At 37.1% G+C, this 24,900-nt stretch carries 26 protein-coding genes, 1 tRNA gene and 1 riboswitch; of the genes, 13 read left to right on the top strand and 14 right to left on the bottom strand.

Annotation, left to right across the window (positions count from 1 at the left end):
* The first annotated feature begins 117 nt into the window (after positions 1 to 117).
* From KP710_RS04150 to raiA, 7 genes are all read left to right on the top strand, one after another.
* Entirely contained in the window at positions 118 to 996 is an 879-nt protein-coding gene (locus KP710_RS04150; protein ID WP_046942621.1) for a D-alanyl-D-alanine carboxypeptidase family protein, read from the top strand.
* Positions 997 to 1,199: 203 nt separating this feature from the next.
* The gene (locus KP710_RS04145) at positions 1,200 to 2,081 is read left to right on the top strand and encodes a metal ABC transporter substrate-binding protein (protein WP_005637458.1); all 882 of its coding nucleotides are present in this window, start codon (positions 1,200 to 1,202) and stop codon (positions 2,079 to 2,081) included.
* Complete coding sequence (locus KP710_RS04140; RefSeq protein ID WP_111407535.1) at positions 2,081 to 3,001, top strand: ATP-binding cassette domain-containing protein; 921 nt, start codon at positions 2,081 to 2,083, stop codon at positions 2,999 to 3,001. The genes KP710_RS04145 and KP710_RS04140 overlap by 1 nt, the downstream gene beginning before the upstream one ends.
* 3 nt (positions 3,002 to 3,004) lie before the next feature.
* Positions 3,005 to 3,853, top strand: a complete 849-nt coding sequence (locus KP710_RS04135; protein ID WP_048953834.1) for a metal ABC transporter permease — start codon at positions 3,005 to 3,007, stop codon at positions 3,851 to 3,853.
* Positions 3,846 to 4,667 (top strand): metal ABC transporter permease, encoded by an 822-nt coding sequence (locus KP710_RS04130; protein ID WP_106014084.1) that lies wholly within the window; start codon positions 3,846 to 3,848, stop codon positions 4,665 to 4,667. The genes KP710_RS04135 and KP710_RS04130 overlap by 8 nt, the downstream gene beginning before the upstream one ends.
* A gap of 190 nt (positions 4,668 to 4,857) precedes the next feature.
* Positions 4,858 to 4,968, top strand: a riboswitch (glycine riboswitch).
* A 111-nt stretch (positions 4,969 to 5,079) separates the two neighbouring features.
* Complete coding sequence (locus KP710_RS04125) at positions 5,080 to 6,450, top strand: alanine/glycine:cation symporter family protein (protein WP_215770928.1); 1,371 nt, start codon at positions 5,080 to 5,082, stop codon at positions 6,448 to 6,450.
* A 233-nt stretch (positions 6,451 to 6,683) separates the two neighbouring features.
* Entirely contained in the window at positions 6,684 to 7,007 is a 324-nt protein-coding gene (gene raiA / locus KP710_RS04120; protein WP_009499739.1) for a ribosome-associated translation inhibitor RaiA, read from the top strand.
* A gap of 74 nt (positions 7,008 to 7,081) precedes the next feature.
* Here the strand turns inward: raiA and KP710_RS04115 are convergent, their stop codons facing one another.
* From KP710_RS04115 to KP710_RS04100, 4 genes are read right to left on the bottom strand one after another with little or no spacing between them, the layout of a single operon-like run.
* Positions 7,082 to 8,398 carry an MFS transporter gene (locus tag KP710_RS04115; protein WP_065250214.1) on the bottom strand — a complete coding sequence of 439 codons (1,317 nt, stop codon included), beginning with the start codon at positions 8,396 to 8,398 and terminating at the stop codon, positions 7,082 to 7,084.
* 55 nt (positions 8,399 to 8,453) lie between these two features.
* Positions 8,454 to 9,197, bottom strand: a complete 744-nt coding sequence (menH, locus tag KP710_RS04110; RefSeq protein ID WP_215770927.1) for a 2-succinyl-6-hydroxy-2,4-cyclohexadiene-1-carboxylate synthase — start codon at positions 9,195 to 9,197, stop codon at positions 8,454 to 8,456.
* A 60-nt stretch (positions 9,198 to 9,257) separates the two neighbouring features.
* Positions 9,258 to 10,964 carry a 2-succinyl-5-enolpyruvyl-6-hydroxy-3-cyclohexene-1-carboxylic-acid synthase gene (menD, locus tag KP710_RS04105; RefSeq protein ID WP_215770926.1) on the bottom strand — a complete coding sequence of 569 codons (1,707 nt, stop codon included), beginning with the start codon at positions 10,962 to 10,964 and terminating at the stop codon, positions 9,258 to 9,260.
* Positions 10,945 to 12,249 (bottom strand): isochorismate synthase, encoded by a 1,305-nt coding sequence (locus tag KP710_RS04100; RefSeq protein ID WP_048953824.1) that lies wholly within the window; start codon positions 12,247 to 12,249, stop codon positions 10,945 to 10,947. Before KP710_RS04100 ends, menD begins: the two co-directional genes overlap by 20 nt.
* Before the next feature lie 156 nt (positions 12,250 to 12,405).
* On the opposite strand from KP710_RS04100, the gene KP710_RS04095 reads away from it, so the two are divergent.
* Positions 12,406 to 13,620, top strand: a complete 1,215-nt coding sequence (locus KP710_RS04095; protein WP_048953823.1) for a pyridoxal phosphate-dependent aminotransferase — start codon at positions 12,406 to 12,408, stop codon at positions 13,618 to 13,620.
* A gap of 58 nt (positions 13,621 to 13,678) precedes the next feature.
* Here the strand turns inward: KP710_RS04095 and mtgA are convergent, their stop codons facing one another.
* The 8 genes from mtgA to KP710_RS04055 all read right to left on the bottom strand — a co-directional run bounded on the left by mtgA (position 13,679) and on the right by KP710_RS04055 (position 18,993).
* A complete protein-coding gene (gene mtgA, locus KP710_RS04090; protein WP_373455022.1) occupies positions 13,679 to 14,428 on the bottom strand; it encodes a monofunctional biosynthetic peptidoglycan transglycosylase in 750 nt (249 codons plus the stop codon).
* Positions 14,406 to 14,711: a trp operon repressor gene (gene trpR, locus KP710_RS04085; RefSeq protein ID WP_048953822.1), complete on the bottom strand. Its 306-nt coding sequence runs from the start codon at positions 14,709 to 14,711 to the stop codon at positions 14,406 to 14,408. Before trpR ends, mtgA begins: the two co-directional genes overlap by 23 nt.
* Before the next feature lie 31 nt (positions 14,712 to 14,742).
* Positions 14,743 to 16,527: a transglycosylase SLT domain-containing protein gene (locus tag KP710_RS04080; protein ID WP_048953821.1), complete on the bottom strand. Its 1,785-nt coding sequence runs from the start codon at positions 16,525 to 16,527 to the stop codon at positions 14,743 to 14,745.
* Between the two features lie 111 nt (positions 16,528 to 16,638).
* Entirely contained in the window at positions 16,639 to 16,935 is a 297-nt protein-coding gene (locus KP710_RS04075) for a YciI family protein (protein WP_048953820.1), read from the bottom strand.
* 11 nt (positions 16,936 to 16,946) lie between these two features.
* The gene (gene yciA, locus KP710_RS04070; protein ID WP_111407524.1) at positions 16,947 to 17,429 is read right to left on the bottom strand and encodes an acyl-CoA thioester hydrolase YciA; all 483 of its coding nucleotides are present in this window, start codon (positions 17,427 to 17,429) and stop codon (positions 16,947 to 16,949) included.
* Positions 17,429 to 17,986, bottom strand: a complete 558-nt coding sequence (locus KP710_RS04065; protein WP_048953818.1) for a septation protein A — start codon at positions 17,984 to 17,986, stop codon at positions 17,429 to 17,431. Before KP710_RS04065 ends, yciA begins: the two co-directional genes overlap by 1 nt.
* 2 nt (positions 17,987 to 17,988) lie before the next feature.
* Positions 17,989 to 18,726, bottom strand: coding sequence for a hypothetical protein (locus tag KP710_RS04060; protein ID WP_048953817.1), 738 nt, complete (start codon positions 18,724 to 18,726; stop codon positions 17,989 to 17,991).
* A 177-nt stretch (positions 18,727 to 18,903) separates the two neighbouring features.
* Positions 18,904 to 18,993: transfer RNA gene (locus tag KP710_RS04055), tRNA-Ser, on the bottom strand.
* A gap of 180 nt (positions 18,994 to 19,173) precedes the next feature.
* Between KP710_RS04055 and KP710_RS04050 the strand changes: the two genes are divergently transcribed.
* The 5 genes from KP710_RS04050 to KP710_RS04030 are packed head-to-tail and all read left to right on the top strand — an operon-like array spanning position 19,174 to position 23,271.
* A complete protein-coding gene (locus KP710_RS04050) occupies positions 19,174 to 19,836 on the top strand; it encodes a Bax inhibitor-1/YccA family membrane protein (RefSeq protein ID WP_005635459.1) in 663 nt (220 codons plus the stop codon).
* Between the two features lie 59 nt (positions 19,837 to 19,895).
* A complete protein-coding gene (locus tag KP710_RS04045) occupies positions 19,896 to 20,960 on the top strand; it encodes a YcjF family protein (RefSeq protein WP_048953815.1) in 1,065 nt (354 codons plus the stop codon).
* Positions 20,960 to 21,634 carry a TIGR01621 family pseudouridine synthase gene (locus KP710_RS04040; RefSeq protein ID WP_215770925.1) on the top strand — a complete coding sequence of 225 codons (675 nt, stop codon included), beginning with the start codon at positions 20,960 to 20,962 and terminating at the stop codon, positions 21,632 to 21,634. The genes KP710_RS04045 and KP710_RS04040 overlap by 1 nt, the downstream gene beginning before the upstream one ends.
* Positions 21,635 to 21,681: 47 nt before the next feature.
* On the top strand, positions 21,682 to 22,485 hold the full coding sequence (xthA, locus tag KP710_RS04035; RefSeq protein ID WP_048953811.1) for an exodeoxyribonuclease III: 804 nt from the start codon (positions 21,682 to 21,684) through the stop codon (positions 22,483 to 22,485).
* A gap of 9 nt (positions 22,486 to 22,494) precedes the next feature.
* Positions 22,495 to 23,271 (top strand): TIGR01619 family protein, encoded by a 777-nt coding sequence (locus KP710_RS04030; protein ID WP_009766796.1) that lies wholly within the window; start codon positions 22,495 to 22,497, stop codon positions 23,269 to 23,271.
* A gap of 51 nt (positions 23,272 to 23,322) precedes the next feature.
* Here the strand turns inward: KP710_RS04030 and mreD are convergent, their stop codons facing one another.
* Positions 23,323 to 23,811 (bottom strand): rod shape-determining protein MreD, encoded by a 489-nt coding sequence (gene mreD, locus KP710_RS04025; RefSeq protein ID WP_048953809.1) that lies wholly within the window; start codon positions 23,809 to 23,811, stop codon positions 23,323 to 23,325.
* Positions 23,811 to 24,866, bottom strand: coding sequence for a rod shape-determining protein MreC (gene mreC / locus KP710_RS04020; RefSeq protein WP_215770924.1), 1,056 nt, complete (start codon positions 24,864 to 24,866; stop codon positions 23,811 to 23,813). Before mreC ends, mreD begins: the two co-directional genes overlap by 1 nt.
* Positions 24,867 to 24,900 lie beyond the last annotated feature (34 nt).

Here is a 24,900-nt window from a genome sequence, read left to right as displayed (position 1 = left end):
AATTCAAAAATGATGGAAAATCTCACCGCACTTTTTTGCGATCTAGATCGAAAATATTTCCAATTACAGCGTAAAAAGTGCGGTAAAATGTGAGCCTATTTTTTAAGGTGACCAATAATGTTTAAAAAAGCTTTATTTATTTTATCTTTGTGTCCTTCTTTTGCAGTGGCACAGTCTTATGTTGTGTATGATTTTACGCATAATCGAGTGTTGGAAAGCCATGCGCCTGATAGCGTTCAGCCTATTGCTTCTGTAACGAAATTAATGACGGCGAACGTTTTTCTAGAGAATAATACAAATCCTAATTGCACTATTGCGATAACCAGTGACGATCGTGATTACATTAAAGGTACAAGCACGAAATTACCGATGAATGTTCCGATGGCTTGCAGAGAATTATTAAAGGCGATGCTCGTGCATTCTGATAACTATGCCGCCCATGCGCTTTCTCGTGCAGCAGGAATGAGCAGAATACAATTCATTAATAAAATGAATGAAAAAGCTCGTCAATTAGGTATGTATTCTACTCGTTTTCATGATAGTTCTGGTTTATCGAGTAGCAATATCTCTAGTCCTATGGATTTAGTTAAACTTGCTAAGCATTCTTTAAATAAGCCTGAAATTCGACAACTATCCAATATCAGTGCTACGAATATTCAAGCTGGAAGACATAGTGTATTAATGAAAAATACAAATAAATTAGTGCGTGATGAAATTTTTGATGCGGTGGTAAATAAGACAGGCTACATTCGAGAATCTGGTTATAACCTTGTTTTCATCAATAAACACCCATGTAAAAGTTCTACCATCGGTGTAATTAGTCTCAATAATTCTTCTTCTGCATATCGTTCTAGCTTTACTAAAAATAAATTAGAAAAATACGGTTGTACGGCATTGAATGGACGAACCATTCATGACGTTGAAGGCGAGGCACAATATGAAGATGGCTATGATGAAGAAGGCTTAAATGACTTAATTAGAAAAGTATCAGGCTAATAGAATAACCGTTGAACACATAGGGAAAATCTATCACATTTTTTGTTATTCTCTATGTAATTAAAAATAATCACATAATTTGATAATTATTTTCATTTGAAAAACGTAATAAAAATAGTACTATTACCCATGATGAATAATTGTTGAGCAGTTGAGCGATTATTCAGGCATCCAACCTCTATACTTTTTTATAAGGACATATTATGCGTAATTCATTAAAAATTATGACCGCACTTGCACTTGGTTTGTTTGCAATGCAGGCTAATGCAAAATTCAAAGTCGTCACCACCTTCACTGTGATTCAAGATATCGCACAAAATGTGGCGGGTAATGCGGCTACAGTGGAATCTATCACCAAACCAGGTGCTGAAATTCATGAATATGAACCTACTCCAAAAGACATTGTAAAAGCGCAATCTGCTGATTTAATTTTATGGAATGGTTTAAATTTGGAACGTTGGTTTGAGCGTTTCTTCCAAAATATTAAAGATAAACCAGCTGTGGTGGTGACAGAAGGTATTCAACCATTGTCTATTTATGAAGGCCCGTATAAAGATGCGCCTAATCCACACGCTTGGATGTCGCCATCTAATGCATTAATTTATATTGAAAATATTAAAAATGCATTGGTTAAATACGATCCACAAAATGCAGCAGTGTATGAAAAAAATGCCGCTGATTATGCTCAAAAAATTAAACAACTTGATGAGCCACTTCGTGCAAAATTAGCACAGATTCCAGAAGCTCAACGCTGGCTTGTGACAAGTGAAGGTGCTTTCAGTTATTTGGCGAAAGATTACAACTTAAAAGAAGGTTATTTATGGCCAATCAATGCTGAACAACAAGGCACACCACAACAAGTGCGTAAAGTGATTGATTTAGTTCGTAAAAACAATATTCCTGTTGTGTTTAGTGAAAGTACAATTTCAGCAAAACCAGCACAACAAGTAGCTAAAGAAAGTGGCGCAAAATATGGTGGCGTATTGTATGTTGACTCTCTTTCTGCGAAAAAAGGCCCTGTGCCAACTTATATTGATTTGCTTAACGTAACTGTATCAACCATTGTTAAAGGATTCGGAAAATAATGGACTCTTTCTCGACATCAATTTGGGTTAATGATGTAACTGTTCGTTACAACAATGGCCATACAGCTATTCACAATATGACGTTCTCATTAAACAGTGGAACTATTTGTGCATTAGTGGGTGTGAATGGCAGTGGTAAATCCACATTATTTAAAAGCATAATGGGGCTTGTGAAGCCACAACAAGGTGAAATCAGACTTTGTGATTTGCCAATTTCCCAAGCACTGAAACGTAATTTGGTTGCTTATGTTCCACAATCTGAAGAAGTGGACTGGCAATTTCCTGTGTCAGTGTATGATGTCGTGATGATGGGGCGTTATGGGTATATGAATTTCCTTCGTATCCCCAAGGCGATTGATAAACAAAAAGTTCAAGAGGCGATGCAGCGAGTGAACATTGAGCATCTCGCGCATCGTCAAATTGGTGAGTTATCTGGCGGGCAGAAAAAACGCGTGTTTTTGGCCCGCGCTTTAGCACAACAAAGTCCAATTATTTTATTGGATGAACCTTTCACTGGCGTTGATGTGAAAACTGAAAATGCTATTGTTGATCTTCTTCAACAGCTTCGAGAAGAAGGTCATCTTGTTCTTGTCTCAACTCATAACTTAGGTTCTGTCCCAGATTTCTGTGATCAAGTAGTGATGATTAATCGTACGGTGATTGCAGCAGGGAAAACGGAAGATACCTTTAACCAACATAATTTGGAAATTGTGTTTGGTGGGGTATTACGCCATATTAAATTATTGGGCGAAGATTTACATAATGATGAAGATAAACGTGCGGTTACTGTCTTAACGGATGATGAAAAAGCCGTTGTATTCTATGGTGAAACTAAGCAAGATCCTCCAGCACCAACAACACAGGATTGCCATTTCGAAGACTGCCCTTGTAAAAGTGCGGTGAAAAAAGAGAAGGATTAAGGCATGTTAGCATTATTATTAGAACCTTTTTCCTATGATTATATGCTCAAGGCGATGATCTTGAGTACGGCAGTGGGTGGGATTTGTGCTTTTTTGTCTTCGTATTTAATGCTTAAAGGCTGGTCTTTGATTGGCGATGCACTTTCTCATTCTGTTGTGCCCGGTGTCGCGATAGCTTATGCCTTTTCTTTGCCTTATGCACTTGGTGCATTTTTTGCCGGAATTTTAGCCGCACTTTCCATTCTTTGGATTAAATCTATTTCTAAACTGAAAGAAGATGCCGTTATCGGATTTATTTTTAGTACTTTCTTTGCATTAGGTCTATTAATCATTTCTTTAAATCCAACCGCAGTAAATGTGCAAAGTATCATTTTAGGCAATATTTTAGGTATTGCAGACGAAGATATTTACCAAGTGGCAATTATCATCGGTGTTTGTTTAGTATTGCTTTTATTATTTTGGAAAGATTTACTACTGATCTTTTTCGATGAAACACAAGCAAGAACGGTAGGGCTTTCGCCATTATTTTATAAAGTTTTGTTTTTTACTCTATTAAGTGCTTGTGTGGTAGCTGCATTGCAAACTGTAGGGGCTATTTTAGTGATTGCGATGGTCATTACCCCGGGTGCGACAGCATATTTACTGACAGATAAATTCAAAACCTTGTCAATCATCGCTATTATTTTAGGGGCGGTGACAAGTTTTGTTGGTGTTTATATTAGCTATTATTTAGATGGTGCCACAGGCGGTGTGATTGTCACATTGCAAACATTATTATTCTTGGCAGCTTTCTTATTTTCACCAAAATATGGTTTGCTCACTCGTAATAAAAAGGCGGTAGAAAATGTTTGATTGGCTTTTAGAACCGCTACAATTTGAGTTTATGCAAAATGCCTTGTTGACAGCATTTATTGTTTCAATTATTTGTGCGTTGCTTTCTTGCTATTTAGTCTTGAAAGGTTGGTCGTTAATGGGCGATGCGATTTCCCATGCGGTGTTGCCTGGTATTGTACTTGCTTATTTGGCTGGAATTCCTTTAGCGATTGGGGCATTTTTTTCTGGCATTTTTTGCTCGCTTGGAGTGGGATATTTAAAAGAGAATAGTCGTATAAAAGAAGATACGGCAATGGGCATTGTATTTTCTGGAATGTTTGCCATTGGTCTTGTCATGTTCACCAAAATTCAAACGGAACAGCATTTAACGCATATTTTGTTTGGTAATGTATTGGGTGTAAGCCATCAGGAGCTTATTCAAAGTGCGGTTATTTCTGCGATAATTTTTTGTATGATTGTCTTTAAACGTAAAGACTTTTTGCTTTATTGTTTTGACCCAAGCCATGCTCGTGTTGCAGGTCTATCTCCAAAGATTTTACATTATGGATTGTTAATGTTGCTTGCTTTAACCATTGTAAGCACGATGCAAGTGGTAGGCGTTATTTTGGTGGTGGCAATGTTAATTGCGCCAGGGATTACCGCACTTACGCTCACAAAATCTTTTGATAAAATGTTATGGATTGCTATTGTCAGTTCCATTACATCAAGCCTAATTGGTGTAATATTGAGCTATCATTTTGATGCGTCAACTGGTGCTTGTATTATTTTATTACAAGCGATATTTTTCATAGGAGCATTATTTTTGAGTCGCATAAAGCAAAAAACGTACTAAGTTTTTATTACTTAACTTATTATTCAAAATGATTTTTGAAATTTATTTCTTATTTTGTTAGAATTCATACGCTTTTTGTCTCTTATATAGGGATGAAAAGTGAGTTCGGATGAAGGTAGCTGGAGAGCGGGGAATTGACCCCACACCGACGATGTAAAATCTTTCAGGTGCGATGGCAGGGACTGTTACTGGACGAACCCTTGGAGAGATCCATTTTTGAAATGGACGCCGAAGGCGCAAAAGAGCGGTTAATTTTTCAATCGTTTTTCAAACGCTCAGGCAAAAGGACAGGGGCAAAAGACAATCTATCGTAAGTGTGGAAATTATCTATCTTTTCACCGCACTTTCTTTTCCATTGTATCTTTTCGTCTTCTTGTCGTGTTTATTTTTGATTTAAACGACGAGGAATCACATGACAATTGAGTCAATTCTTTCAGCTATTGATAGCTTTATTTGGGGCGCACCGCTACTCATACTCTTATCGGGCACAGGGCTCTATTTAACGCTACGTTTAGGCTTTATTCAAATTCGCTATTTACCACGTGCGCTGGGTTATTTATTTAAAAAAGATAAAGGTGGAAAAGGTGATGTATCATCTTTTGCCGCACTTTGTACCGCATTAGCAGCAACGATAGGAACTGGGAATATTGTGGGCGTTGCAACTGCTGTACAAGCAGGTGGGCCTGGCGCAATTTTTTGGATGTGGCTGGTCGCCTTATTAGGAATGGCAACAAAATATGCCGAATGTTTACTCGCGGTTAAATATCGTGTTCGCGATAAAAATGGCTTTATGGCTGGCGGTCCAATGTATTACATTGAACGCGGTCTAGGTATCAAGTGGCTAGCAAAATTATTTGCATTATTTGGTGTAATGGTTGCCTTTTTCGGAATCGGTACATTCCCACAGGTCAATGCGATTACCCATGCAATGCAAGATACTTTTAATATTCCGGTTTTAGTTACTGCAATTATTGTGACGCTTTTAGTCGGCTTAATCATTCTTGGTGGTGTAAAACGTATCGCAACCGCATCATCGCTAATTGTGCCGTTTATGGCGATTTTATACGTCACAACTTCACTGGTTATTATCCTTTTAAATATAGAAAAAGTACCAGATGCGATCTCATTAATTATTTATAGTGCTTTTGATCCGCAAGCGGCGCTAGGCGGGGCTATTGGCTTTACCGTAATGAAGGCTATTCAATCAGGCGTCGCTCGAGGCATTTTCTCCAATGAATCCGGTTTAGGAAGCGCACCAATTGCAGCCGCAGCGGCACAAACTCGTGAGCCTGTCCGTCAAGGCTTAATTTCTATGACAGGAACATTCTTGGATACCATCATCGTTTGTACAATGACAGGTATTGTATTAGTGTTAACAGGCGCTTGGAATAACCCTGAATTAGCGGGTGCAACAGTAACAAACTACGCCTTTGCACAAGGTTTAGGGACATCAATTGGCGCAACGATTGTAACTGTCGGTTTATTATTTTTTGCATTCACAACTATTTTAGGCTGGTGTTACTACGGTGAACGTTGCTTTGTTTATCTCGTTGGTATTCGTGGCGTAAAACTATATCGTTTAGCTTATATTGTGTTGGTAGGATTAGGCTCATTCTTACACTTAAATTTAATATGGATTATCGCCGATATCGTAAATGGTTTAATGGCCTTTCCAAATCTCATCGCTCTCATTGGATTGCGAAAAATTGTGATTGAAGAAACAAAAGATTATTTCCAACGCTTGAAAATAAATCATCACGATCAAGATGAAATCGTAGAATAATCAAATAAAAAAAGGTGTGGATACAGTCAATATCCACACCTTTTTCTTATCACAATTTCCCATCTTAACAACTTATCTTAGAAAGAAAAGCAGCTTTTTTCAGAAATTAGACATAGATCATATTTTTAAAAATTACTTTGAGATTTCCTCTTAAAACCCTTGAAAACCCGAATTAAGAAAGCTATTTTGTAGTTAAAGAAAACTGTAAATCACGCAACAAAGAGGTAAATGCTATGACACTTAATATCACCAGCAAACAAATGGAAATCACCCCTGCAATTCGTGAACACGTGGAGGAAAGACTCGCGAAATTAGGTAAATGGCAAACACAGTTAATTAACCCCCATTTTGTTTTAAACAAAGTACCGAATGGATTTACTGTCGAGGCATCTATTGGCACGCCACTGGGCAATTTATTGGCAAGTGCAACCTCAGATGATATGTATAAAGCAATTAATGAAGTTGAAGAAAAATTAGAGCGCCAGCTTAATAAACTTCAACATAAAAGTGAATCTCGACGAGCAGATGAACGTTTAAAAGATTCTTTTGAAAGTTAAGATTGGAAATAAGCTAAAAAAAGGAAAGTAAAAGAGCGGTGAAATTTTTCACCGCTCTTTTTTCTTAACTAGGATTAGATTTGTGTTAAATCTACATTTTTAGTTTCTTTTGACGCTAATAATGCCAATAGAGTCATGAGGGCATTGATTGCTAAATAAATACCTACGCCCATCACACCAAATGACGCATTAATTTTTAAAGAAATCATCGCTGCAATCGTTGCACCAATAATTGATGCTAAATTATAGGCGAGAGATGCGCCTGAATAACGCACTTCCGTTGGAAATAATTCTGGTAATAGCGCAGCCATTGGACCAAATGTCATCCCCATGATAGCCATACCAATTACTAAAAATGCAAATACGCTCATTGGGGTACCATTTTCTAAGAAGAATGGCATGGTTAAACCGAGCACACCAACAGCAACAGTCACCCAAATCAACCATTTACGGCGACCAATTTTATCAGCATAAACACCAGAAATACTGATAAAAATACCAAATACAATAGCACTAATTAATAACAAGCCAGTAAACGTATTTGCTGGGATACCTAAGCCAAGCGCATAACCTGCTTCAGAAATCTTTGGTGCTGTTCGAGAATATGCCTGAGCAAAAGCCGTCATAATGTAAAACAGAGAATAAGTTGCCACCATGATAAATGTGCCAATAACCATTGGTTTTAAGTGTTTAGTAAAAACAACACTCACTGGTGCATTCAATTTTTTCCCTTTTTGCTCCGCTTCCACAAATACATGGCTTTCGTGCAAAGTTAAGCGAACATATAAGCCGACAGCGACCAATAAAACGGAAGATACAAACGGAATACGCCATGCCCATTCCACAAGGGCATCTTGTCCGAGGAAATAGCTAACTAAGAAGAATGTTGCATTCGCTACAAATAAGCCGATTGGCGCACCTAATTGAGGGAACGTACCGTACCATGCACGTTTACCTTCTGGCGCATTTTCTGTTGCAACTAAAGCTGCACCGCCCCATTCACCACCAAGTCCAATTCCTTGACCAACACGGCATACGCAAAGCAAAATCGGTGCCCAGATACCGATTTGAGCATAGTTAGGAAGTAAACCAATGACCACTGTTGAACCGCCCATTAAAACAAGGGAGGCAACCAAGGTTTTTTTACGACCAATTTTATCGCCAAAATGACCGAATAATGCAGAACCAATTGGACGTGCAAAGAATGCTAAAGCAAGCGTAGAAAGAGAAAGTAAATCATTAGAAAGCGGATCATCGCTATGGAAGAATTGCGTATTGAAAACTAATACAGCGGCAGCCGCATAGATATAATAATCAAAAAATTCGATTGCTGTACCGACCATCGAGGCTAACGCCACTTTCATCGGATTATTACGAAGTTGTGTAGACATTGCGTTTCCTTAGTAGTTTATTATAAAGACAAAGAATTGAATCCTAGCACTTTAACTAAGGTCTAGCAATTTTTAATATGCAATTTTCTATTTTTTCAGAGAAATATTTTGAATTTTCTGAATGAGAGTTATGACCAGCGGAAGGAATGGTTACTAAATTAATTTGATTTTCTTTGGCTAAAACTTGGAACTTATGATCTCGTTCTCCACAAAAATAAAAAAATGGCAAAGAACTTAACCGCACTTTTTCACTAAAATCAGGTTGTTTAGATAGACTTGTCGCCAGCAGCATCTTGCCAATATTTTCACCGCAATTTGATTTTCGTTTTTCAACTAACCTCTGTCTTTCTTCTACAGTCAAATGAGAAAACACGGGCTGTTGATACCAATCATTTAATACATTTTCTGGCGGTTCTTGTATAAAACGTTGCGCCCAAGCAAAATCATGTTGAAAACGAACCTGTTTTTCTTCGTCAGTTTTTAAACCTAGATTCGCCCCTTCTAAAATAACGCCTTGCAAATTAGATCGTTCCACCTGAGCTTGCAGTGCATAATACAGAGCAATCCTGCCACCTAGAGAATACCCAACAAGAAAATACGGTTCATTTTTCACCGCACTTTTAATTTGCTGAGCCAAATACTCCGCCGAATCTTCAAAATTTGTCACTTCAAGGTCTTTAGCTTGCCCGTGAAAAGGCAAATCTAGCGCAATACAATTAAAGTGCGGTAGATTTTCAATGACTTTTTGCCAGTCATTTTTTGTACCAAGAAGTCCGTGAAAAAAAATGATGTTTATCATTGAAGGGATTATTGATAGAAATAATAAAATATGGCGGACTAAAGCCCGCCTACAGAATACTTAAGCACCAATTACTGCGTGACTAATTTGCTCGATTAAGCGTTTATACAAACTACTACCATCACTCGGATTCGTTTTAATTTCAATTAACGTTGCCTTGCGACGACTATAAGCCTGTTTCACAACAGAATTGAGATCTGCCCAAGTATAAGGATGAGCGTATTTAAGATCGAACATTACCGCGATTTGAGAAAAATCGCCATTATGCGGTAATCGATAGAACTGATCTTTGACTTGTTCATCCACAGGTAACATATCAAAAATCGCACCGCCATTATTATTGATCACAAAGATTACCGTTGGTTGGGTAACGTTTTTGAATAATGCGAAAGAATTCAAATCATATAAAGTGGACGTATCGCCAATCACCGCAACAACAGGTTTATTTGAACCAATACCAATTCCAGCTGCCGTAGCCAACAAACCATCAATTCCACTCGCACCACGATTGGTATAAACAGGATAACTTTCTGGTAATTGCGTTAGTGCATCAACCAAACGAACAAGTAAACTATTACCTAAAAATAAAACACCGTTATAAGGTAAAAGTGTTGGTAAACGTAATGCAAGCGAGGCTTCCGTTAAATTTCCGCCTACTTGCTGTTCAATAAAGGTCGCACAGAACTTAGATAAAGCTAACGGCTCAAGCAACCAAGGCTTTTGGCGTAAAGGAGGATGCGCACGCAACCAATGATGTGCTTTAGCATTAAATCTTGTCAATGAATGATGGTAAGGATCCAATGCTTTACCGCTTTGTTCAACCAACCAAAACTCACCTTTAAACGCCTGTAAGAATTGATTAATTCGTTTACTAATAAAGCGTGCACCAAATTGAATAACAATATCAGCTTGCAGAAGTTTTTCACGAACAGTTTGGTTTGCTAGCCAAATATCTTCATAAGGCGTCGTTGGAACAACACCGGATTGAATATCCGTCAGTAATACCCAGCCCATAGCGCTTGCCCAAGAATTAATGCCCATTGCTTGTTCTGCAGGTAATTGACCAACCACAACAACACCACGTTTGGTACGCCAATGATCCCAGTTCTCATGTATTAATACTTCGTTCTGTTGCGCTTCCACATTCATCCAAGGCTTAGTTTGAATTAACCAGCGCTGTAACGTCTGAAGCCAAGGGTGAGAATCTACTTCCTCATCAGTTGCATCATAAAGTGGCTCGGCAAATGGCACATTAATATGAACAACGCCACCCTGTTGTTTTTGTTGAAAGGCAGCCTGTTCAAGTAGAGAAATCAACCATTGCGCAGAATAATCCTCGTTCGGTTTAGGTAAATTAACATTTGCAACTGGATACTGACCAAACATATTTTGCTGCAAAATAGCCTGATTTGCACCGCACTCCCAAAGTTCTGGTGGACGATCAGCAGTTAAAACAAATAGATTAACACCAGTTTGGCGTGCTTCAATAATTGCGGGATAAAGGTTTGCAGTCGCCGTGCCTGATGTAACAATAATTGCAACAGGTGATTGAGTTGCCTTAGCAATACCCAAGGCAAAAAAACCTAAACCACGTTCATCAAAATGCGTATGACAAGTGACTGAACCCGCATTTTGCAAACGTACGGCTTCAAGAGTTAAAGGTGTCGAACGCGAACCTGGCGCGATACAAACGTGAGAAATGCCTTGGCGTACCAAGGTTTCTAAAATCACTTTCGACCAACAACGATTAAACACGCTTACCGACATTTTTTTCTCCGTTATCATTTTCTTCTGCAAACAAGGAAATCAACCCTGCCGCTTTACGTTCAATTTCTTTCCATTCTTCCAATGGCTGCGAGCCCGCCACAATGCCAGCGCCAGCAAATACTCGAATACGATGACCTTCAATAAAGGCAGAACGAATCGCCACACAAAACTCTGAACATACATCACTCATCACCCCCAATGTTCCCGCATACCAGCCTCGATCAAAGGTTTCAATTTCTGACAAACTCATTTTGGCTTGTTGCTGTGGCAAACCAGATACCGCAGCTGTAGGATGAATCGCTTTTAATATATTTACATCTGCATAATGTGCGGACAAATTTGCACGAATTTTACGAATCAAATGTTGTACTTTACGTAACGGTTTCAATTCCACATTGCTTACATCAAAACTTTCTACTTGCTTACGTAAATTCTGCGAAATATCTTCTACGACCAACCAATTTTCTTTTAAATTTTTCTCGTCATTTAATAACCAATTAGCTTGAGATTGCGTTTCTTCCTCACTTTCAGAAACCGATGCTGTCCCCGCCAAAGCTTCGGTTAGCAACAAGTTATACTCACGAGCAAATAGGCGTTCTGGCGTAGAACCGACAAAAACTGAATGAGGATGTTCAGCCCACAAAAAATGATAACAACCTTGATTTTGTTGTTCGCTTTCAGCTAAAAAATCGTACGCATTAATCGCTTGCTTTAAATGAAAAGTAGTTTCATTGGCTAATACAATTTTTGTCAGTTCCCCACTTTTAATTTCTACCAAAGCCTGATTTACCCAATCACACCAAGTTCTTTCGTTAGCTCTAGGCTCTGTATGCAAAGGAATCTGTTTTGGCAAAGCAGAAAGTGCGGTGAGATTTTCAAAAGTTTTGAGGTGGGCTAAAGTATCATTCGCACTTTGCTCATCTTTCACAAAAAATGATACCAATGCACCTTTCTCACCCTGTTCAACAAGAATTTTGGGTAATACAAATTGTGCAGCACCTTGAAATTGCAAACCACCGACTAATGGAAAACCACTTTCTTTGATAAATTCTTGAGCTAAATTTAACTGTGAAAATGACCGCACTTCACCCATAGCAGCTAATGCTTTTGCTTCATCTCGAAAATATAAATAAAATTGAGGATACGCAGATCGACCTTTCAGCCACGCCAATAAATCGACCTTGTCCAGTTTCACCTGAAAACGAACAAGTTCATTCGTTGATTGCTGTAAATATGCGTGAATTTGCGATTTTAACTCGCCTATTGCCTGCGCTAAATAACTCATTAGATTTTGTTTTAAATACACAAAAAATTAGCCATATTCTACCGCAGATTGTTAATGACAAAAAATTTTTTTACAAAATCTTTTCAATATTGAAAATTCAGCGTAAATTAACCGCACTTTTCTCGAAAAATTTATTAGAAATAAAAGGATTTCACTATGCGATTATTCCCAAAATCCGACAAATTAGAACACGTATGTTATGACATTCGCGGACCAGTGCACAAAGAAGCACTACGCTTAGAAGAAGAAGGCAATAAAATTTTAAAACTTAATATCGGCAATCCCGCACCTTTCGGCTTTGAAGCACCTGATGAAATTTTGGTTGACGTATTACGTAATTTGCCATCAGCGCAAGGCTACTGTGATTCAAAGGGGTTATATTCTGCTCGTAAAGCCATTGTTCAATATTATCAATCAAAAGGGATTCACGGCGCGACCGTCAATGATGTATATATTGGCAACGGCGTATCTGAGCTTATCACAATGGCTATGCAAGCATTACTCAATGATGGCGATGAAGTACTCGTGCCGATGCCTGATTATCCGCTTTGGACTGCTGCGGTAACACTTTCTGGCGGTAAAGCTGTTCATTACCTTTGTGATGAAGAAGCAAATTGGTTTCCCGCTATTGATGATATTAAAGCCAAGGTGAATGCGAAGACTAAAGCGATTGTCATCATCAACCCGAACAACCCAACTGGCGCGGTGTACAGCAAAGAATTATTACAAGAAATTGTAGAAATCGCTCGCCAAAATAATTTGATTATCTTCGCTGACGAAATCTACGACAAAATTTTATATGATGGCGCAGTACATCATCATATTGCCGCACTTGCTCCTGATTTATTAACCGTTACTCTGAATGGTTTATCAAAAGCTTATCGAGTTGCAGGCTTCCGCCAAGGCTGGATGATTTTGAACGGACCAAAACATAATGCGAAAGGTTATATTGAAGGCTTGGATATGCTGGCATCAATGCGTTTATGCGCTAACGTACCAATGCAACATGCAATTCAAACCGCACTTGGTGGCTATCAAAGTATTAATGAATTTATTTTACCGGGCGGCAGATTACTTGAGCAACGTAATAAAGCCTACGATCTCATCACTCAAATTCCAGGCATTACTTGCGTGAAACCAATGGGGGCGATGTATATGTTCCCGAAAATTGATGTGAAAAAATTCAATATTCATAGTGATGAAAAAATGGTGCTAGATTTGCTCCGCCAAGAAAAAGTACTACTTGTGCACGGTAAAGGATTTAATTGGCATTCACCTGATCACTTCCGTGTTGTGACCCTTCCTTATGTGAATCAACTTGAAGAAGCCATTATAAAATTAGGAAGATTTTTGGAAAGTTATCATCAGTAATGATGGTGTTGAACGGGATTTAAAAAGGGGGAGGACTAGAATCATTCCCCTTTTTATATTATAAGTCGTTGAGATATTCGGTACCTAAATTCCTCATTTGACGCAATATCCATGCTTGTTTTTTACGTATTAAAGCACTTGGTTTATTCGCATTATAAATAATCGGATTGGGTAAAATAGCTGCAAGAAGTGCAGCTTCATTTGAGGTTAAATTTTTTGCTGCCTTTTTGAAATAATAGTGACTTGCCGCTTCAATACCGAATATTCCATTACCAAACTCAGCAATATTTAAATAGACTTCTAAAATTCTTTTTTTAGACCAAGTGATTTCGAGTAGTAGGGTCGCAGGGACTTCTAATCCTTTACGTAACCAATTTTGTCCATGCCAAAGAATGAGGTTTTTTGCAGTTTGCTGAGAGATTGTAGAGGCACCACGAACCCTTTTGGGAGATTTTTCGTTGTATTTTATGGCTTGTTGAATCGCCTCAAAATCAAAACCAAAGTGATCAGGAAAGCGTTGATCTTCAGATGCAATAACAGCGAGTTGAGCAGAGGGGGATATGTTTTCTAAATTCACCCAATCATATTGCATTTTATAACGAAAATCACCTTGTAGAATATGCCCAATTTTTTGTTGTACCATATAGGCTGAAAAGGGGATCGGCAGAAAACGAAAAATGAATAAAAAAATAAAAATGGTGAGGAAAAATAGAAAGGCAACGCGTTGCCAATTTTTTTGCCACCATTGGGGAAGAGATAAGTTAGACAGTGCGGTAAAAATCCGTTTACTTTTTTTCAATGTTATCAAGATGTTCTTTCACCCATTTCATAAAATCTGAATCCATTATTTTTATCATATTAGAACCACGTGTAATAGTGGCGGCACTTGTATTCAAATTTTGTTGAATTTCACGTTGAGAAAGATTTTTATCCAATAATTGTGAAACAATTTGTAGGCGTAATCCCACTGCGTCGCGTTCGTCAGCAGTTAATAACAAGGTTAGCAATTCTTGAGCTTTGTTTTCTTTAAAAGCAGTCTGTAGCATGGACAAAAATGCATTCCATTGTTCTAAATTGCGACTAATATACATGTTATCACCTTATACTATTAAACTAGTGCGTTTAGTATAGCCGATCCCATTCTTCTTGGCTAAACATTTGTGGATTTTCTTTTTGTTGTAAAATTTGATAGTAAAAATCATAGACAATAGTATTTTGAACATAATCACGAGTTTCATAAAACGGAATTGATGTGACAAATTCATCTAATGTTAGCTTATTATTGGCACGGTAGAGCCATTGATTTACTCGATTTGTACCTGCATTGTAAGATGCGGCAATTAATATTCTATTATTTGGATATAGGTTATTAAGGTCATTCAAATGTGCCGTGCCGAGCAAAATATTATTTAATGGCTTAAATAAATCTTGTTCATTTAAATATGGAATTTGATTATTTTCAGCAGTTAATTTAGCGGTTGTTGGTAAAAGTTGCATGAGTCCTTTGGCATTTGCTGATGATAGAGCCATTGGATTCCAAGCGCTTTCCTGACGAGCAATTGCCATAGAAAAGGTTTTACTGATGTTTAAGTTCTTTAACGCAATATCAAAATAATCAGAATAAGCATTCGGCAGACGCAAATTAAGATAATCCCAAGCTTTGGCGACAATGGTACTATCAACTGACAATTCATACCATTGTTGTTCTTGTGCATATTTTGCAAGTTTTAGCTGTGTATTGAAATCAGTATTATCTAATAATACTCGCCAACGTTGTTTGGCTAATCCGTATCGCCCCAGCTCACGTAATTCAGAAATTATATTAAATGCGCTCTCAAATGATTTTTGTTCTTCTATGCTAAGATTAGGTGAGTGAGGGATGTCAATTTTATAAATTTTTTTTAATTGAGCTGCCGCCAACATAGGATAAAAACCACGTTCTTGAGAAAGAGCGGTAAGTTTTTCTGTTATATTTTGTTTATCATTTTTGGCTATCCAGTAACGCCATTCTTGTTTTTCTTTTGCTGTATCAGAAAGCAAAGAAAGCCAGGGGGTGAGGTCATTTTTTTGCCAGATAGCCATTCGTAAACGACGTTCAGTAAGATTATCGGTTTTTAATTGAGTTATTTGTGTATCCCGCCATGCTTGGAAATCAGTATTTTCATTATCAAAAAAACGTGTCAAAAATGCGATTTTCCATTGTTTTAGCTCATCTTCTGAAAGTCGCCAAATTTCAGCCCATTGTTGATAAGGTACAAAACTTGGGTTCTGTATTTTTTCTGGACGTGTTTTTAGATACCGAGGGAAGGCCTCAAGTAAAACATCTTTTTTTAAGGTAGAGGGAGCGCTATTTTCTATAATTTCAGGTAACTTAGCTGGATCCTCTATTTGAACCACTTTATCCTGTAAATCTTTATCTTGTATAGTTTTATCTGAAATATCTTTGGAATCACTGATAAGATTTTTCAATTTTTGTTTTAACTCTTTCAATGATTTGGTTATAAATAGGGGATTTTGAGCGATAAGTTTGTCGAGTTCATTGTTTGCCAGAGATATATTTTTTTCATCATTAGATTTCAAAAATCGAATTTTTGTTTCCCAAAAACGTAAAATGAGATCCATTTGTAAAGGATACTCAGGGATTGATCTAATTAAATTCTTCGTAAGCTCTTGGGTGTTTTCAGAAAATTGTTGATTTCTAACCGCACTTTTTAATAGGTTTTCAATTTGTAAGAAAGTCTCACGTTGCGCTAAGTGAGTCAAATACGATTGGTGCTGTGTTTGTTTCCAAATTTGTTTTTCTTGTTCTAGATTAATAACGGAGGGATTATTGGTTATAGTAGGCTCTTCAGCCAATGTGGAAAGTATAGTAAAAACAGTGAGGAAAATAAGAACTTGTTTTTTCATAGAATGAAACGTTTTTTATTCATGGAATCGTATATGAGTGTGTGAAATATACTGATTTCACACACATTTTTATTTTTGGATAAGCCTTTCGAATTCACATATCTAGAAATGCTAAAACACTTTTTTGAATGGTTTTATAATTACTTCACCGTATACGCCTGCTTCCACATAAGGATCTTGCGCAGCCCAATTTTTGGCTGCTTGCAGGTTTTCAAATTGTGCAATGACTGTTGAACCTGTAAAACCTGCTTCACCAGGATTTTCATCATCAATTGCTGGATTTGGGCCAGCAATGAGCAGACGATTTTCTTTTTGAAGTTGTTTTAAGCGGGCTAAATGTTGCTCACGCACAGCAAGACGTTTTTCTAACGTATTTGGAATATCTTGAGCAAAAATAACGTAGTACATAATGGCTCCTTTTATTGATTAGTTTGTTCAGATTCAAGTTCTGCAATCAAAGCGAGTGCTTTTTCTAATTCATGATTATTTTCACGCGGAATTGTACGTGATTTACCATTGCTATCGACAGCAACAAAAGTAAATACTGCATCTGTCACGCAATAGCGTTCACCAATAGGTTCACTAGCAACTTTTTTTACCCAAACTTCTACTTTTATTTTAATGGATGAACGGCCTACTTTTAGACATTGCCCGTAACAACAAACGACATCTCCAACTGAAATAGGTTTGATGAAATTCATACTTTCAACAGCAACGGTTACGACTCGACCATGAGCTATTTCTTTAGCTAAAATGGCTCCCCCCATATCCATTTGAGACATAATCCAACCGCCGAATATATCACCATTGGCGTTAGTGTTTGATGGCATTGCAAGTGTTCTTAATAAGAGAACACCTTTTGACTGTCGACCGTTTTTATCAATAAGAAAATTAGAAGACATTATTTTTCTCCGTCTTTTGAATGCGTTTTATCTTTGGGTAAATAGCGATAAATATATGCACCTGAAATAAGAGTCGCAATCACAGTCATTCCAAGAATACCAAAAGATTTGAAATCTACCCATGCCTCTTCTGACATATTATGGCTAATATAAATATTTACCAACATACAAATAATAAAAAATAGTGCCCAGCCGAGATTTAGAGTATTCCATACTTTATCTGGTAATTGCACTTCTTTTCCTAGTAACTTTTTCACTAAGGGTATTTTAAATTGGAATTGTGCAATTAATAAAATAATAGCAAATAATGCATTAATAATTGTTACTTTCCATTGAAGATAGCGAATTTCATTGAAATATGCTGTTAATAAACCGAAGAAAATAACTGAACCAGCCATGATTTTTTGTTGTTTTTCAATTTTGCTATATTTCCATTTCAAAACAATTAGCTGAATAATGGTTGCGATCACAAGCACGATAGCTGCATCGCGTACGCCGGCAAGTTTGTATGTAACAAAAAATAGTACTAAAGGGATAAATTCAAGTAGTTGTTTCATATTTATTCTTCCTTTATAAATAAACTATAAAAGCGATAAGTTATTACTAACATAAAAATATTTAATACGGCGCTAAGGATGCCGATTACCATATCAAATAGTACATTATTTGAAAATGTAGTAAGTTGGAAAACTAAGATAGGAGCTAGGAAATAAACTAATAGTGTATAAATAAATAATACATTCTTACGAGAACTTCCTTTAATCCAAATTTTTTGGATTGTTTGTTTTATATCATCTTGGGTTGAAAGGTAGTGTACTGCAGTTAAATTTAAGCGTACAAAGAACCATATTCCCACGAGCATTGCGATAAGTGATATTATTGATGGAGAGGATTTTGTTAATAATGCAGCGAATGCCTCACTTAATCCAAGTAGCATTGGGGCTGTCATGAGTAAATTAAGTACAATAACACCAAGAAAACGACGTAATGTGAGAGTAAACGCTTTAGTTAAAGTTTGGTAGTTTTGCTGGCTAATACTATGGATTGAAATGAGTCCCCATGTAGAGATAAAACTTGTTAAAAGTTGTGTGATAGCAATAGAAAAGGCTATGTTTTCAATATTTATATCGACTAGTTCACTTAAATTACTGTGGGATTCATTATTGAGTGGGGAGCTTAATAGTGCCCCTACATTTTGTGCAATAAATAAAATTAAGACAAATTGAAACATGACTTTTTGTTGGTTTCTAAAAAAATTCCAACTATCTTGTAATATGTGGGTAAAGTTGATTTGCATGGGGTGTTCTCTATAAAAATATGTGGTGATTATACAGGGTTTGTTTGGGATTGTCTTAAATTGTAAAAATTACCATATTCGTTTATCTTAAACTATAATCAAGCTTACAGGCGAAAAGATGGCTTACGAAATGTAAAAATCCCTAAGCCTTTCGACTTAGGGATTCTTCAATTCTGATGGCGGAGGAATAGGGATTCGAACCCTAGGAGGGCGTAAACCCTCGCCGGTTTTCAAGACCGGTGCCTTCAACCACTCGACCATTCCTCCGTGATTGATGGGCGTAGTATAATGAATATTTTATTGATGTAAACAGAAATCTCATGATTTAAGTTTAGGTGATGATAATTTATTCATTTTGATGAAATTAATTCTATCAATACCATTGACTTTTTTACCCCTAACCCTTACTTTACAGGAGACTTTTTACTTATTTTACAAGGAGCTTTTATGCAATCACGTCTTATTGTGGATGCTCAGCAGGAATCGCTACTCAGCACACATAAAGTGTTGCGTAACACGTATTTTTTATTGGGATTAACCATGGCATTTTCAGCGGTTGTTGCGTTTATTTCAATGAGTCTAAATCTGCCATATCCAAATATTATTGTGTTACTAGTTGGTTTTTATGGCTTACTTTTCTTAACAAATAAATTAGCTGATCGTCCTGCTGGTATTTTGGCGGCCTTTGCTTTCACCGGATTTATGGGATACACCATCGGGCCAATTTTAAATATGTATGTGGCACGTGGAATGGAAGATTTGATTATGCTTGCATTCGCAGGAACTGCAATTGTGTTCTTCGCATGTTCAGCCTATGTGTTAACCACGAAAAAAGATATGTCATTCTTATCAAGCGCAATGTTCGCATTATTTATTGTGCTATTACTTGGTATGGTGGCAAGTTTCTTCTTCCAAATTCCTGCGTTATCAGTCGCAATTAGTGCATTATTTGTTGTGTTCTCTACAATGACTATTTTGTATGAAACCAGTAATATCATTCACGGTGGTGAAACGAATTATATTCGAGCAACCGTGAATATTTATGTTTCAATCTACAATTTATTCTTGAGTTTATTAAGATTACTTTCTATCTTCTCAAGCGATGAATAATGATTGAATTTTGACATTGTGACCCCACTTTTCAGTGGGGTTATTTTTTGGAATAGGCAATGGAAAAACAAATTTTTGAACACGCAGTCAACGTTGAGGAAGAACAATATCAGCCTAAGCAAGAGTTTCATCATGTAGAAACAAAGCTGGATGAACCCTTGGAAGGGGAATTACTTGATGCTCAACTTGAACAGGCATTGAAACCAAAATCAGGTTTTGGAAAAACGGTATTAAAATTTACCGCACTTTTATTTGGTGTGGCGACGGTTGCGCAATCCGTGCAGTGGATGTGGGATAGCTATCAACAACATCAATGGATTTATCTTGCTTTTGCTTTAGTCAGTTTAATTGTCATTTTATTGGGGATTAAAGAGATTATTGGCGAGTGGCGACGTTTAGTTCGTTTAAAAAAACGTGAGCAATTGCAACAACAAAGTCAGCAGATTTGGTTAGAAAGTGCGGTAAAAAATGGCGATGTTTTTTCTGTTCAGAGCGCAGAAAAAAGCAAAGTTCTTTGCTTAGATATTGCAAAATTGCTACGTTTGGAAAATGATTCTCCCGAGGTAATTCAATGGCAACATCAATTAAATGAAACTTATTCAGCGCAAGAAATTGCTCATTTATTCAGTCGTAATGTTTTGTCTACTTTTGATGCACAAGCTAAAAAATTGATTAGTAAAATGGCCGCTGAATCAGCTGTGATTGTCGCGATTAGTCCAATTGCTATGGTGGATATGGTTTTTATTGCGTGGAGAAATCTTAGATTAATGAATAAGATTGCTGAAATTTATGGGATTGAATTAGGGTATTTTTCGCGTATTCGATTGTTAAGAATGGTATTGGTCAATATCGCTTTTGCTGGAGCAACCGAAGTAGCACAAGATATTGGAATGGATTGGCTTTCTCAAGATGTAACAGCAAAGCTTTCTGCGCGTATAGCTCAAGGGATCGGTGTGGGATTGCTCACTGCTAGATTAGGCGTGAAAGCAATGGAGCTTTGTCGCCCGTTAGCATTTCAATTAAATGAAAAACCAAAGCTCTCACATATTCAACAGGAATTACTTAGCTCGGTGAAAGATATTGTTCTCGGTAAAAATAAGATTTACAAAAAGGAGCAAGTCTGATGAAAATCGAGGTTGTTTATCAACATAGCGATTTTATTATTATCAACAAGCCTGAAGGCATTAGTGTTCATAAAGATCAAGAAGAACAAGGCTTAACAGAACTTGTTGCAAAACAACTGAATGTGCCTCAAGTATGGTTAGTTCATCGCTTGGATAAAGTGACGTCGGGGCTATTAATTTTGGCGCTGAATGCTGAAAGTGCGGCTGAATTTTCACGACTTTTTTCTGAACATAAAATTCATAAAACGTATCTGGCATTAAGTAACCAAAAGCCTAAAAAGAAACAAGGTTTGATTATCGGGGATATGAAGAAAGCCCGAGATGGCGCCTGGAAACTTTGCCAAACAAAAGACAATCCCGCAATTACGCGTTTTAAAAGTGTAAGCTGTGAGCCTAATTTACGTTTATTTATTTTAAAACCACAAACTGGGAAAACGCATCAATTACGTGTTGCGATGAAAAGTTTAGGTAGTCCGATTTTAGGTGATAGGCTTTATGGTAAAAATACTGAAAAAATTGACCGCACTTATTTGCATGCTGCCCAATTGGAATTTGATTATTTGAATGATTTTATTTCGGTAACTTGTTTACCCTCTCAAGGTCAATTTTGGATTAAATCCAGTGTGTTTGAGCAAATTAAGGCTTATCTGGCAAAGCCGTTTTTATCAAAATAGAAATCTCTGTATAATAAAGACAATTTTACTCTTTAATAGGAACAAAAATGAAATTTATCTCTTTTAATATAAATGGTTTACGTGCTCGCCCACATCAACTTGAAGCCATTATTGAAAGATATCAGCCAGATGTAATCGGCTTGCAAGAAATTAAAGTCGCTGATGAGGCTTTTCCTTATGAAATTACAGAAAACTTAGGTTATCACGTATTTCATCACGGACAAAAAGGTCACTATGGCGTAGCATTATTGACTAAACAAGAACCTAAAGCGGTTCATCGTGGTTTTCCAACAGACAATGAAGATGCGCAAAAACGCATTATTATGGCTGATCTTGAAACTGATTTTGGTTTGTTGACTGTCATTAATGGCTATTTCCCTCAAGGGGAAAGCCGTGCGCACGAGACTAAATTTCCAGCTAAAGAGAAATTTTATGCAGATCTTCAACAGTATTTAGAAAAAGAACACGACAAATCGAATCCTATTTTAATTATGGGGGATATGAATATTAGCCCAAGTGATTTAGATATTGGTATCGGAGATGAAAATCGTAAACGTTGGTTACGCACGGGGAAATGTTCTTTCTTACCTGAAGAACGAGCGTGGTATCAACGTTTGTATGATTATGGATTAGAAGATAGTTTTCGTAAGCTAAATCCAACGGCAAATGATAAATTCTCGTGGTTTGATTACCGTTCTAAAGGTTTTGATGATAATCGAGGTTTACGAATTGATCATATTTTAGTAAGTCAAAAATTAGCTGAACGCTGCGTCGATGTGGGCATTGCATTGGATATTCGAGCTATGGAAAAACCGTCTGATCACGCACCGATTTGGGCTGAATTTAAATAGGAAAGCGAAATGGATATGGCTAATTGGCAGAATTATCGTTCTACCGTGAATGGTATGCCTGCCGTGTTTACCGCAAATATTGAAGATGTTGAAAAATATCACGGTAAAGATCTCGATAAAATAGTGCAATTCACTATCGCTTATAAGGCAGATGATGAAACAGGTTTGCCCTCAGAAGTTGAATACGATAAGTTAATTAATCGTGTATTTAAAATTCTGGCTCAATTAACCGCACTTCCGAATGTATTTTTTGCGGGACATTTTATTTGTAATTCCCAAGCTAAAATGCATTTTTACTGTGAGCATGAAAATCTTGTTGTAGAAACTTTACAACAAATTGATTTTGTTAAAGATATTAATGTGCAAAAGGATTTAAGTTGGGATACTTATTTTGACTTTTTGCTTGCTTCTCCATTAGAGATTAAATTAAATGCAACGGAAGAGTTACTTGATTTGCTTAAAAATAAAGGCCGTGATTTAAGTGATACGTATCTAGTGGAGCATAGTTTTCATTTTGATGAAGAAGAGAAAATGTTCCCTTTCATGGATGAGCTTAGTTTAGGTGATTATTCTTTCACAACATTACAATATTCCGCACAAGCTATTCAGTTTAATGAAGATGATGAACCTTATTTCTTGGTGAAATTAGAGCAAGAAATTTCATTAGATAATGGTGAGATTTTTGAACAAGTAGAACGGTTTGAAAAACTGGCTGGGCAATTTGCGGGAGAGTATATCGGCTGGGAATGTGATTCTTTGATGGATGCGAATAAGCAGTTGAATTAGTTTTTTTAGATGCTCGTAAGTCATAAAAAGAGAGATATTTATCTCTCTTTTTTAATGTAATTTAACTTTTCGGCGCATTTTACGCATTAATAAAAATACCCATGGCCATAGTATTCCCGACGCTAAAGCCCCAAAGATTTCTTGCCAGTTAAAAAATGCGGTATGTAGGGAGAATTCGACTAAGAAAATAGCTAATCTGACAATAAATACGAATGCAATCACTAAAAGACTTTGAAACCAAAGCGATAAATTTCTGAGTACGAGATAGTTTTTTACCACAAAATAAATTGTCACAGAAAGGACTAAAGCATGAATGCCTAATGTGGAACCTAGGATTAAATCCCATACAAGTCCTAATAAAAATGCCCATCCAATACTGACTTTATTGGGAATAGCCAGAACCCAGTAAAGTAAAACGAGAACTAACCAAGCAGGCTTAAATGCTTGAAAACCAAGTGGCCAGGGTGCGAGTTCTAGCACTAATGCCACGACAAAGAAGCTTAAAATTGTGAGCCATTGTAAAATAAAGCGAGTTTGCATTAATCTTCTTCCCTATGTTCTTGTTGTTCTGACGGTACAGCTTCTTCATTTTGCGGTGCATCGGTTGGAATTTCAGGTTCAACCGTTGATTTATCCTTATTTTCTTGAAGATTATCGTCTGTTAATGGGGCTTTTTTTACTTTGTAATCAGCTTCATTCGCTTGGCTTTCTAAACGTTTTTGTACCAAATTACGCACTTCTTCTGGAGACATAGATTTTACTTTAGACATATCTAAATTGCTTGGCCAAAGCAGTAGTACATAGCGCAAGCGTTCAAGGGCGGCGAGAGGTTTAGCTTTGACTGTCGCAAAGTAATTGGAACCATCGCGTGAAACGCTTTGTACAACCGCTACTGGATAGCCTTCAAGGAAACGACCACCAAGACCAGACGTTACAAGTAAGTCGCCTTTTTCAATATCCACAGAACGAGGTACATTATCAAGAGTTAGCTCATCGGTATGCCCTGTACCACTCGCAATGACACGAACATCGTTACGTAGAACTTGTACTGGAATAGAATGAGTGACATCAGTTAAGAGTAGTACTCGGCTGGTGTTCTCGCCCACCGAAATAATTTGACCAATAACGCCTTTTTCATCAATTACAGGCTGACCTACATAAGCACCGTCTTTTTCGCCTTGGTTAATAACAATTTGTTGACGATAAATATCTGTTTCTGCAGTTAAAATTTCAGCAATCTTTTTGTATTCATCGGTGCGTAAAGGGGAATTTAATAATAAACGTAAACGCTGATTCTCGACTTTGAGTTGATCTAGTAAGAGTAAATCGGCATTTTTTTCACGCAATTGTTCGCGTAATACTTTATTTTCGATTTGTAATTTATTGGTATCCACTAAATTATCTGATACCCCATCTAATACTGTACGAGGGCTATTGGCAAGATAATAGAGTCCACCCACTGCAGTTTCCATGGCACTACGAGCTTTAGTCATTGAATTAGTTTGACCATCAGCCAAGATTAAAGAAAGGGAAGCGGCTACAGCTAATAATAATCGAATGCCAAGCGGGGGGGCTTTACCGAAAATAGGCTTCATTAAGCGTCCTACGTTGAGATAAAAAGATTAAAAG

Source organism: Haemophilus sp. SZY H35 (assembly GCF_018829705.1).
In the GTDB taxonomy this organism is placed as follows: Bacteria; Pseudomonadota; Gammaproteobacteria; order Enterobacterales; family Pasteurellaceae; genus Haemophilus; species Haemophilus haemolyticus_K.
Note: the sequence above shows the minus strand (reverse complement) of the source record. Positions and strands in the feature narration are given on the sequence as shown.